A 12,092-nucleotide genomic window follows, 5' to 3' on the forward strand; every position below is an offset into this window, starting at 1 on the left:
GCCGTCCGTCCTTGTGCCGGTCATCGTAGCCCCAGTCCCGAGATCGCCACACCCTGTCACCAGGATGTCACTGTGCACGAAGCAGAAACGTGGTGGGAGAGCAGAAGGTTCCCCGTTTACCGCTGTCCCACACCGCTCCGGCCACAGTGCGTCAGCGAACGGCGCCCGTCCGCCCTCCCTCCCGTCACTTCCCGAGCATCCACTGCTCCATCACCGACAGCAGGTAGTCGGGGTCGACCGGCTTGGTGACGTAGTCGGAAGCACCGGAGTCGATCGCCTTCTCCCGGTCCCCCTTCATCGCCTTCGCCGTCAGCGCGATGATCGGCAGGCCCGCGAACTGCGGCATCCGCCGGATCGCCGAGGTCGTGGCGTACCCGTCCATCTCGGGCATCATGATGTCCATCAGCACGACCTTCACGTCGTCGTGCTGCTCCAGGACCTCGATGCCCTCCCGGCCGTTCTCCGCGTACAGCACCGCCAGCCCGTGCTGCTCCAGCACGCTGGTCAGCGCGAAGACGTTGCGGACGTCGTCGTCGACGATGAGCACCCGCTCGCCGCGGAAGTCGTACGTCCGCGCCGCCGCCGGAAGCTCCTCCTCGGCGTTGTCCCAGCCGTCCTCGGCCCCCGTCGCGTTCGGCTGCCCCGGCACCGCCGTACGCGGCTCCAGGTCGCTGAGGGCCTTGCGCCGGCGCCGGAACAGCCCGGTCCCGCCGCTTTGTCCCGCTCCGGCCGCCGACGGCTCCGGCGACGCGGACCGCGCGGGCTGCGCCGGCGCCGCCGGTACGTCCGACGGCCCGGCCGGCAGCACCGGCAGCCCGGGGCGCGCCCCGTCGAGCGACCGGCGGTACAGCTCACCGCGGGCGCCCCCCGGGGTGGGCGGCGCGTACCCCTGCGGCGGCAGCTCGCTCGGGTGCAACGGCAGGTACAGCGTGAAGGTGGAGCCGCGGCCGGGCTCACTGGCCGCGTGGATCTCGCCGCCCAGCAGGCGGGCGATCTCCCGGCTGATGGAAAGCCCCAGCCCGGTGCCGCCGTACTTGCGGCTCGTGGTCCCGTCGGCCTGCTTGAACGCCTCGAAGATCACCAGCATCTTGCTGGCCGCGATGCCGATGCCGGTGTCGGTGACCGAGAAGGCGATCAGGTCGGCGTCCGCCTCCCGGAGCGAGCCGGCCTCCAGCAGCTGTTCGCGGATCGCCGTCGGCACGTCGGCCCCGGCGGGCCGGATCACCAGCTCCACCGCGCCGGTGTCGGTGAACTTCACCGCGTTCGACAGCAGGTTGCGCAGCACCTGCAGCAACCGCTGCTCGTCGGTGTGCAGGGTGGCGGGCAGCTCCGGGGAGACCCGGACCGAGAAGTCCAGGCCCTTCTCCGCCGTCAGCGGCCGGAAGGTCGCCTCCACGTAGTCCACGAGCTGGACCAGCGCGATCCGGGTCGGCGAGACGTCCATCTTGCCCGCCTCGACCTTCGACAGGTCGAGGATGTCGTTGATCAGCTGCAGCAGGTCGGAACCCGCGCCGTGGATGGTCTCGGCGAACTCCACCTGCTTCGGCGACAGATTCTCGTCCGCGTTGTCGGCGAGCAGCTTGGCCAGGATCAGCAACGAGTTGAGCGGGGTGCGCAGCTCGTGCGACATGTTCGCCAGGAACTCGGACTTGTAGCGCATCGAAACGGCGAGCTGCTCGGCACGCTCCTCCAGGACCTGCCGCGCCTCCTCGATCTCGGTGTTCTTCACCTCGATGTCCCGGTTCTGCTGGGCCAGCAGCTCGGCCTTCTCCTCCAGTTCCGCGTTGGCGGCCTGCAGGGCCTTCTGCCGGTTCTCCAGCTCGTCGGAACGCTCGCGCAGCTGCTCGGTCATCTCCTGCGACTGCTTCAGCAGCATCTCCGTCTTGGAGTTGACGCTGATGGTGTTGACGCTGGTACCGATCATCTCGGCGATCTGGCTGAGGAAGTCCTTCTGGATCTGCGTGAAGCCCGTGAAGGAGGCCAGCTCGATGACGCCGAGGACCTTCCCCTCGAACAGCACCGGCAGCACGATGACGTGCGCCGGCGGTGCCTCGCCGAGGCCCGAGGAGATCTTCAGGTAGCCGGGCGGGGTGTTCTCGACGAGGATCGTCCGCTTCTCCTCGGCGACCGCCCCGATCAGCCCCTCCCCCGGCCGGAAGGAGATGGGCATCTGGCCGCCGGCGTACGCGTAGCTCCCGCGCATCCGCAGCTCGTACGAGCCGTCCGCGCCGCCTTCCGTCCCGATCTCGGTGGTGCCGCCGGCCGGCACCGCCAGGAAGAAGGCGCCGTGCTGCGCGGAGACCACCGGGGTCAGCTCGCTCATGATCAGCGACGCGACGTCGTCGAGGTCGCGGCGGCCCTGCATCAGTGCGGAGATGCGGGCCAGGTTGCCCTTGAGCCAGTCCTGCTCCTTGTTGGCCAGGGTGGTGTCACGCAGGTTGACGATCATCGTGTTGATGTTGTCCTGGAGGACCTGGATCTCGCCCGCCGCGTCCACGTCGACCTTCAGGCTGAGGTCGCCGCGGGTCACCGCGGTGGCCACGGCCGCGATCGCGCGCACCTGCCGGGTGAGGTTCCCGGCCATCTCGTTCACGGACTCCGTGAGGTCCCGCCAGGTGCCGTCGACGTCGCGCACCCGCGCCTGGCCGCCCAGGATGCCCTCGGTGCCCACCTCCCGGGCCACCCGGGTCACCTGGTCGGCGAAGGAGGAGAGCTGGTCGACCATGGTGTTGATGGTGGTCTTCAGCTCCAGGATCTCGCCCCGGGCGTCGATGTCGATCTTCTTGGTCATGTCGCCCTTGGCGATGGCGGTCGTGACCATGGCGATCTGCCGCACCTGACCGGTGAGGTTGGAGGCCATGAAGTTCACCGAGTCGGTGAGGTCCTTCCACGTCCCCGAGACCCCGGGCACGTGCGCCTGTCCGCCCAGCCGGCCCTCCGTACCCACCTCACGGGCCACACGCGTGACCTCGTCGGCGAAGGACGACAGGGTCTTCACCATCGTGTTGACGGTGTCGGCGAGCTGCGCGACCTCGCCGCGCGCCTCGACGGTGACCTTCTTCGTCAGGTCGCCGTTGGCGACGGCCGCCGAGACCTGGGCGATCCCGCGCACCTGGGCCGTCAGGTTCCCGGCCATCGTGTTGACGTTGTCGCTGAGGTCCTTCCAGATGCCGGTGACCCCGCGGACCCGGGCCTGGCCGCCGAGGATGCCCTCGGTGCCCACCTCGCGGGCCACCCGCGTCACCTGCTCCGCGAAGGAGGACAGCTGGTCGACCATCGTGTTGACGGTCGTGACGAGTTCGAGGATCTCGCCCTTGGCGTCGACGGTGATCTTCTTGGAGAGGTCGCCCATGGCGACCGCCGTCGTCACCTCGGCGATGTTGCGCACCTGGGACGTGAGGTTGTTCGCCATGAAGTTGACGGACTGGGTGAGGTCCTTCCAGGTGCCGGAGACACCCTTGACCTCGGCCTGACCGCCGAGGATGCCCTCGGTACCCACCTCCCGGGCCACCCGGGTCACCTGCTCCGCGAAGTTCGAGAGCTGGTCGACCATGGTGTTGAGGGTGTTCTTCAGCTCCAGGATCTCGCCCCGGGCGTCCACGTCGATCTTCTGCGACAGGTCACCGCGCGCCACCGCCGTGGCGACCTGGGCGATGTTGCGCACCTGAGAGGTGAGGTTCCCGGCCATGCCGTTCACCGAATCCGTCAGGTCGCGCCACACGCCGGCCACGCCGGGCACCTGCGCCTGGCCGCCGAGGCGGCCCTCCGTACCCACGTCCCGGGCCACCCGGGTCACCTGCTCGGCGAAGGCGGAGAGCTGGTCGACCATCGTGTTGATGGTGTTCTTCAGCTCCAGGATCTCGCCCCGGGCGTCCACGTCGATCTTCTGCGACAGGTCACCGCGCGCCACCGCCGTGGTCACCTGGGCGATCTGGCGCACCTGCGAGGTCAGGTTGCCGGCCATGAAGTTGACGGAGTCGGTCAGCTCCTTCCAGGTGCCCGACACCCCCTCCACCCGGGCCTGACCGCCGAGGCGGCCCTCCGTACCCACGTCCCGCGCCATCCGCGTGACCTGGTCCGCGAAGGACGACAGCTGGTCGACCATCGTGTTCACGGTGTTCTTCAGCTGGAGCATCTCGCCGGAGACGTCGACGGTGACCTTCTGCGACAGGTCGCCGTTGGCCACGGCCGTGGTCACCTGGGCGATGTTGCGCACCTGCCCGGTGAGGTTGCGGAAGGCGGTGTTCACCGAGTCGGTGAGGTCCTTCCACGTCCCGGCCGCTCCCGGCACCTGCGCCTGGCCGCCCAGCTCGCCCTCGACGCCGACCTCACGGGCCACGCGCGTCACTTCCGCACCGAAGGACTGCAGCTGGTCCACCATCGTGTTGACGGTGTTCTTGAGCTCCAGCATCTCGCCGGCCACGTCGACGGTGACCTTCTGCGACAGGTCGCCGTTGGCCACCGCGGTCGTCACCTGGGCGATGTCCCGCACCTGCGTGGTGAGGTTGCGGAAGACCGTGTTCACCGAGTCGGTGAGGTCCTTCCACGTGCCCGCCGCGCCCGGCACCTGCGCCTGCCCGCCGAGCAGGCCCTTGGCCCCGACCTCGCTGGCCACGCGCGTGACCTCGTCCGCGAAGGTCCGCAGGGTCTCCGTCATCTGGTTGATCGTTTCGGCCAGCTGCGCGACCTCGCCGCGCGCGCTGACCCGCACCTTCTGCGACAGGTCGCCGTTGGCGACCGCCGTCGTCACCTGCGCGATCCCGCGCACTTGGGCCGTCAGGTTCCCGGCCATGGTGTTGACGGAGTCGGTCAGGTCCTTCCACACACCCGCGACGCCCGGCACCTTGGCCTGGCCGCCCAGCTCGCCCTCCGTGCCCACCTCGCGGGCGACCCTCGTCACCTCGGAGGAGAAGGACGACAGCTGGTCCACCATGGTGTTCACGGTGTTCTTCAGCTGCAGCATCTCGCCGGCCACGTGCACGGTGACCTTGCGCGACAGATCGCCCTTGGCGACGGCCGTCGTGACGAGAGCGATGTCACGCACCTGCGCGGTGAGCCGGTACGCCATCGTGTTGACGGAGTCGGTCAGATCCTTCCAGGAACCGGACATTCCGCGCACCTGGGCCTGCCCGCCGAGCTTGCCCTCGGTGCCCACCTCCAGCGCCACGCGCGTCACCTCGTCGGTGAACGCGGACAGCTGGTCGACCAGGTTGTTGACCGTACGCCCGACCTTCAGGAACTCGCCGCGCAGCGGATGCCCGGCCCCCTCGGCGGCCTGCGTCCGCAGGTCCATCCGCTGGTCCAGATCACCCTCGGCCACCGCCGACAGCACCCGTCCCACCTCGGAGACCGGCCGGGCCAGGTCGTCGACCAGCTGGTTCGAGGCGTCGATCGCGGCCGCCCAGGAGCCCTCGCAGGCACCCGTTTCCAGCCGTTCGCTCAGCTTCCCCTCGCGGCCCACCATCCGCCGGACCCGGGACAGTTCCCCGGTCAGGTGCAGATTGCGGTCCGCGACCTCGTTGTAGACGGCGGCGATCTCCGCCATCACGCCGTCGCCGGACACCGTCAACCGCTTGCGGAAGTTTCCGTCCCGCATCGACACCAGGGCCGTGAGCAGCCGGTTCAGAGCGGCGGTATCGACCTCTGTCGTGCCGCCGCGCCGGGACCGCCCGCCCTTCGGCCGCGTTCCCGTACGCCGCACCACTGCGCCAGACTCCACCGTGTCCCTCCCGAAAGGGTCGACCGCTGTTCCACCGGACACCTGACTCATCACAAGCCGGCACTGCAAGCCTGCCCAGTGTTTCACCCTGGCCGAACCCGGCCATAACACTTCGGCACCATCGCACACCCGCCGTACCCTGCGAGTGGATTCCCGGACGAGCGCACCATGCCGTCCGCGAAGGTAAGTAACCTGGCAACCGATGTCCAACCGCGTCGAAGGAGATTCGTGATCACGGCACGGGCGGCTGCCAGCTTCGACCCCCTCGGGCGCTCGGTCGCCGCCGCTCGCGCGTTCGTCCGCGACACCCTGCAGGGCTGGGGCTTCGCGGACATCGTCGACGACGCGGTGGTCCTCACCAGCGAGCTCGTCACCAATGCCGTGGTCCACGCCGGCACCCGGGCGGAAGTGCTCTGCCTGCGCACCGAGGACGGCGTCCGCGTCGAGGTCGCCGACCGCTACCCGGAGCGCGAGCTGCCGCTCGCGCACCCCGGCGAGCGCCCCTACGCCGACCCCGACCGCGAGAACGGCCGCGGGCTGATGCTCTGCGCCGCGCTGGCCACCCGCTGGGGAGTGGAGTACACCGCGACCCACAAGCACGTCTGGTTCCGCCTCGACCTGCCGGACCGGCCGGTCGGTACGCGCTCGGCCGGACCCGTCGTCCCCGACCGGCTGCTCCCCCTCGCCGACAGCCGCGTCCGCGTGGCCGTCCTCCAGATCGACTCGGCCGACGCCGTCTCGGCCTGGAACGAGGACGCCGAGCACATTTTCGGCCACCCCGCCGAGAAGGCCGTGGGCCGCCCGCTGGCCGAGCTCGCCGCCTGGCCGCAGACCCCGGGCACCGGCACCGGCATCGCCGAGGCCCTGCGCCTGTCCCGCTGGGAGGGCAGCTACGGCGTCCGCGGCGCCGACGGGCGCGTCATCCCCGTCTACGCCTCCCACCTGCGGGTCCGCGACGCCCACGGCGAGCCGTCCACCGTCTGCCTGCTCGTCCACGACGACGAGCGCGCCCTCCTCCAGAGCCCCGTACGGGTCCCCTCCGCGGACAGCGGCCACTTCACCGAGCCCCGGGCCGCGGACCCCTTCGAGGTCTTCATCGGCTCCCCCGCCCCCGACGACCTCGACGGCCTGCTCCAGCGCACCGTGGAGCGTGCCCGCGACCTCCTCGACGCCGACGCCGCCTTCCTGCTGCTCGCCACCGACGACGAGACCGAGCTGGAGGTCCGGGCCACCACCGGCCTGCCCTCCACCCGCCAGCGCTTCGCCCGCGTCCCCGTCGAGGCCGGCACCAACCGCTACGGCTCCGCCCGCATGCCCGCCGTCCACGACGACCTCGTCGCCGTCCCCGGAGCCGTTCCGCTCCTCGAGGCCACCGGCATGCGCTCCGCGGTCACCGTCCCCCTCAAGGTCGAGGGCCGCCTCACGGGATCCCTCGGCGTCGCGGCCGAGGCCGCCGGCCGCTACTCGAACGAGGAGGCGCTCCACCTCCAGTTCGCCGCCGACCGCATCGCGCTGGCGGTGGAGTCCGCCCGCCTCGGCGAACTGGAACGGCTGCGCCGCGGCTCGCTGTCCTTCCTCGTCGAGGCCTCCGACCTGCTGGCCGGCACCCTGGACCGAGACCAGACCCTCGCGCTGATGGCCCAGATGACCGTCCCGACGCTGGCGACCTGGTGCGCGGTCTACACCATCGCCGACCAGTCCTCGGACCCGTACCTCAGTTACGTGCTCCACGAGGACGAGGACCGCATCGACGGCCTCAAGGCGCTGCTGTCGAGGGTCAGTCCGCCGGAACCGGTCCGCGAGGCCGGCGCCCGCCCCTGGCCGGAAGCCGCCCTCGCGGTCGGCGGTGAGACGGTGGTCCTGCCCCTCCTCGCCCGCAACCGCGTGATCGGCATGCTCACCCTCGGCAAGCCGCGGGAGGAGCACTTCCGCCAGGAGATCCTCGAACTCGCCGAGGACCTCTCCCGCCGGGCCGCCCTCGCCCTGGACAACGCCCGCCTCTACTCGGAGCGCACCGCGATCAGCCGCTCGCTCCAGCGCAGCCTGCTGCCGCCCGGCTCCCCCGCCATCCCCGGGATGGAGGTCGAGGTCATCTACCGCGCCGCGGGCGAGGGCAACGAGGTGGGCGGCGACTTCTACGACGTCTTCCCGATCCGCGACGGCGCGTACGGCTTCGCCATCGGCGACGTCTGCGGCACGGGCCCGGAGGCGGCCGCCGTGACCGGCCTGGCACGGCACGCCCTGCGCCTGCTGGCCCGCGAGGGCCTCGGCGGGCCGGCCGTCCTGGAGCGCCTCAACGCGGCCATCCTCGACGAGGGCGCCCGCAGCCGCTTCCTCACCCTCCTCTACGGCGAGCTCCACCCCCAGCCGGACGGCGGCGCGCTGATGAAGGTGGTCTGCGCCGGCCATCCGCTGCCGCTCCGTCTGCGGCCGAACGGCATGGTCGACGCGGCGGCGGAACCGCAGCCGCTGCTGGGTGTGATCGAGGACCTGGACCTGTACGAGCAGACCGTCACCCTCGACCCGGGCGACGTCCTGCTGTGCGTCACGGACGGTGTGACGGAGCGCCGCGAGGGCAGCCGGATGCTCGGGGACGACGGCCTCACGGAGGTCCTGACGACCTGTACGGGGCTGACCGCCGGTGCGGTCGCCTCCCGTGTCCTGCGCGCTGTGGAACGCTTCGCGGCCGAGCCCGCCTCGGACGACATGGCGATCCTGGCCTTCCGGGTGCCCCATCCGCGGGCGGGCGATTAATCGCGGTGCGGTCGGCCGCGCTCTGGGCTAGCCTCGGCGCCCATGCCGACTCCCCTTTCTCGTAAGCGTCCTGACTACACCGCCGACGAACGCACCCAGCTCCTGGGCTGGCTCGACATGCAGCGCTCGATCATCCGCTGGAAGTGCGAGGGCCTCTCCGAGGAGGACGCCCACCGCCCCGTCCTGCCGTCCTCCCCGTTGATGACGGCGGCGGGTCTCGTCTCGCACATGCGCTGGGTGGAGCACTGCTGGTTCGAGGTGATGCTGCTGGACCGGCCCACTGACACCAACCCGCAGTTCGGGGAGGTGGAGGACGCGGACATGCAGGTCGACGGCATCCCCCTGGGCCGGCTGCTGGAGGAGTACGACCGGCAGTGCGCGGTGTCCAACGAGATCGTCGCCGCGCTGTCCCTGGACGACACGGGCCGCAACACGGAGTTCAAGGCCGGTGCCGCCTCGGTGCGTTGGGTACTCCTCCACATGATCGAGGAGACCGCCCGCCATGCCGGCCACCTCGACGCGATCCGCGAACTGGCGGACGGCGAGAAGGGCTACTACTGAGCCCCGAGAACGCAAAAAGGCCCCCGCCGAATGGCGGGGGCCTTTTCATTGGAGCCCTTTAACGGAATCGAACCGTTGACCTTCTCCTTACCATGGAGACGCTCTACCGACTGAGCTAAAAGGGCGGGTTGTTCGGCGGCGTCCTACTCTCCCACAGGGTCCCCCCTGCAGTACCATCGGCGCTGAAAGGCTTAGCTTCCGGGTTCGGAATGTAACCGGGCGTTTCCCTAACGCTATGACCACCGAAACACTATGAAATTTGAACGCTGGTGTGTAATCACAGCTGTTCGTTATTTCAGAACTAACACAGTGGACGCGAGCAACTGAGGACAAGCCCTCGGCCTATTAGTACCAGTCAGCTTCACCCGTTACCGGGCTTCCACATCTGGCCTATCAACCCAGTCGTCTACTGGGAGCCTTACCCTCTCAAGGAGGTGGGAATACTCATCTTGAAGCAGGCTTCCCGCTTAGATGCTTTCAGCGGTTATCCCTCCCGAACGTAGCCAACCAGCCATGCCCTTGGCAGGACAACTGGCACACCAGAGGTTCGTCCGTCCCGGTCCTCTCGTACTAGGGACAGCCCTTCTCAATATTCCTACGCGCACAGCGGATAGGGACCGAACTGTCTCACGACGTTCTAAACCCAGCTCGCGTACCGCTTTAATGGGCGAACAGCCCAACCCTTGGGACCGACTCCAGCCCCAGGATGCGACGAGCCGACATCGAGGTGCCAAACCATCCCGTCGATATGGACTCTTGGGGAAGATCAGCCTGTTATCCCCGGGGTACCTTTTATCCGTTGAGCGACGGCGCTTCCACAAGCCACCGCCGGATCACTAGTCCCGACTTTCGTCCCTGCTCGACCCGTCGGTCTCACAGTCAAGCTCCCTTGTGCACTTACACTCAACACCTGATTGCCAACCAGGCTGAGGGAACCTTTGGGCGCCTCCGTTACCCTTTGGGAGGCAACCGCCCCAGTTAAACTACCCATCAGACACTGTCCCTGATCCGGATCACGGACCGAGGTTAGACATCCAGCACGACCAGAGTGGTATTTCAACGGCGACTCCACCCCAACTGGCGTTGGGGCTTCAAAGTCTCCCACCTATCCTACACAAGCCGAACCGAACACCAATATCAAACTGTAGTAAAGGTCCCGGGGTCTTTCCGTCCTGCTGCGCGAAACGAGCATCTTTACTCGTAGTGCAATTTCACCGGGCCTATGGTTGAGACAGTCGAGAAGTCGTTACGCCATTCGTGCAGGTCGGAACTTACCCGACAAGGAATTTCGCTACCTTAGGATGGTTATAGTTACCACCGCCGTTTACTGGCGCTTAAGTTCTCAGCTTCGCAACCCCGAAAGGTCACTAACCGGTCCCCTTAACGTTCCAGCACCGGGCAGGCGTCAGTCCGTATACATCGCCTTACGGCTTCGCACGGACCTGTGTTTTTAGTAAACAGTCGCTTCTCGCTGGTCTCTGCGGCCACCCCCAGCTCACGGAGCAAGTCCGATCACCAGTGATGGCCCCCCTTCTCCCGAAGTTACGGGGGCATTTTGCCGAGTTCCTTAACCATAGTTCACCCGAACGCCTCGGTATTCTCTACCTGACCACCTGAGTCGGTTTAGGGTACGGGCCGCCATGAAACTCGCTAGAGGCTTTTCTCGACAGCATAGGATCATCCACTTCACCACAATCGGCTCGGCATCAGGTCTCAGCCTTGTATGAGGGACGGATTTGCCTACCCCTCGGCCTACACCCTTACCCCGGGACAACCACCGCCCGGGCTGGACTACCTTCCTGCGTCACCCCATCGCTTACCTACTACAAGTCTGGTTTGTCGGCTCCACCACTTTCCTTTCCCCGAAGGGTCCGGAACGGCTTCACGGACTTAGCATCGCCTGATTCGATATTGGGCGTTTCAAAGCGGGTACCGGAATATCAACCGGTTGTCCATCGACTACGCCTGTCGGCCTCGCCTTAGGTCCCGACTTACCCTGGGCAGATCAGCTTGACCCAGGAACCCTTAGTCAATCGGCGCACACGTTTCTCACGTGTGTATCGCTACTCATGCCTGCATTCTCACTCGTGAACCGTCCACAACTAGCTTCCGCTGCTGCTTCACCCGGCACACGACGCTCCCCTACCCATCACAGCCTCCGTTGGGAGTATTGCTGCAATGACACGACTTCGGCGGTACGCTTGAGCCCCGCTACATTGTCGGCGCGGAATCACTTGACCAGTGAGCTATTACGCACTCTTTCAAGGGTGGCTGCTTCTAAGCCAACCTCCTGGTTGTCTCTGCGACTCCACATCCTTTCCCACTTAGCGTACGCTTAGGGGCCTTAGTCGATGCTCTGGGCTGTTTCCCTCTCGACCATGGAGCTTATCCCCCACAGTCTCACTGCCGTGCTCTCACTTACCGGCATTCGGAGTTTGGCTAAGGTCAGTAACCCGGTAGGGCCCATCGCCTATCCAGTGCTCTACCTCCGGCAAGAAACACACGACGCTGCACCTAAATGCATTTCGGGGAGAACCAGCTATCACGGAGTTTGATTGGCCTTTCACCCCTAACCACAGGTCATCCCCCAGGTTTTCAACCCTGGTGGGTTCGGTCCTCCACGAAGTCTTACCTCCGCTTCAACCTGCCCATGGCTAGATCACTCCGCTTCGGGTCTAGAGCGTGCAACTCAAACGCCCTGTTCGGACTCGCTTTCGCTACGGCTTCCCCACACGGGTTAACCTCGCTACACACCGCTAACTCGCAGGCTCATTCTTCAAAAGGCACGCAGTCACGACTGCATGTGCAAGCACATACAGCGACGCTCCCACGGCTTGTAGGCACACGGTTTCAGGTACTATTTCACTCCGCTCCCGCGGTACTTTTCACCATTCCCTCACGGTACTATCCGCTATCGGTCACCAGGGAATATTTAGGCTTAGCGGGTGGTCCCGCCAGATTCACACGGGATTTCTCGGGCCCCGTGCTACTTGGGAGATGAGCAAGCAAGCCGCTGATGTTTCGTCTACGGGGGTCTTACCCTCTACGCCGGACCTTT

General features: G+C 67.1%; 3 protein-coding genes, 1 tRNA gene and 2 rRNA genes (1 of these 6 only partly in view). 2 read left to right on the plus strand and 4 right to left on the minus strand.

The window, feature by feature from the left end:
* Window positions 1-184: 184 nt before the first annotated feature.
* The gene (locus AC2RP6_RS12755; RefSeq protein WP_486446348.1) at window positions 185-5,719 is read right to left on the minus strand and encodes a HAMP domain-containing protein; all 5,535 of its coding nucleotides are present in this window, start codon (window positions 5,717-5,719) and stop codon (window positions 185-187) included.
* Between the two features lie 168 nt (window positions 5,720-5,887).
* Here AC2RP6_RS12755 and AC2RP6_RS12760 point away from each other — a divergent pair, with 168 nt between their 5' ends.
* Together AC2RP6_RS12760 and AC2RP6_RS12765 are read left to right on the plus strand one after the other, a co-directional pair.
* Window positions 5,888-8,473, plus strand: coding sequence for a SpoIIE family protein phosphatase (locus tag AC2RP6_RS12760; RefSeq protein ID WP_486446349.1), 2,586 nt, complete (start codon window positions 5,888-5,890; stop codon window positions 8,471-8,473).
* Between the two features lie 42 nt (window positions 8,474-8,515).
* The gene (locus tag AC2RP6_RS12765; RefSeq protein WP_486446350.1) at window positions 8,516-9,034 is read left to right on the plus strand and encodes a DinB family protein; all 519 of its coding nucleotides are present in this window, start codon (window positions 8,516-8,518) and stop codon (window positions 9,032-9,034) included.
* Between the two features lie 49 nt (window positions 9,035-9,083).
* Here the strand turns inward: AC2RP6_RS12765 and AC2RP6_RS12770 are convergent.
* The 3 genes from AC2RP6_RS12770 to AC2RP6_RS12780 all read right to left on the minus strand — a co-directional run.
* Window positions 9,084-9,159: transfer RNA gene (locus AC2RP6_RS12770), tRNA-Thr, on the minus strand.
* Between the two features lie 5 nt (window positions 9,160-9,164).
* Window positions 9,165-9,281: ribosomal RNA gene (rrf, locus tag AC2RP6_RS12775) — 5S ribosomal RNA — on the minus strand.
* 78 nt (window positions 9,282-9,359) lie between these two features.
* Window positions 9,360-12,092 (minus strand): 23S ribosomal RNA (locus tag AC2RP6_RS12780) (it continues 391 nt past the right edge of the window).

It is taken from the genome of Streptomyces sp. WAC03905 (assembly GCF_057371075.1).

What these genes read in the sequence shown, in the direction of transcription:
- AC2RP6_RS12760 (WP_486446349.1), top strand. Translation starts at nt 5,888, where the DNA reads ATGCCGTCCGCGAAGGTAAGTAACCTGGCAACCGATGTCCAACCGCGT.
- AC2RP6_RS12765 (WP_486446350.1), top strand. Translation starts at nt 8,516, where the DNA reads ATGCCGACTCCCCTTTCTCGTAAGCGTCCTGACTACACCGCCGACGAA.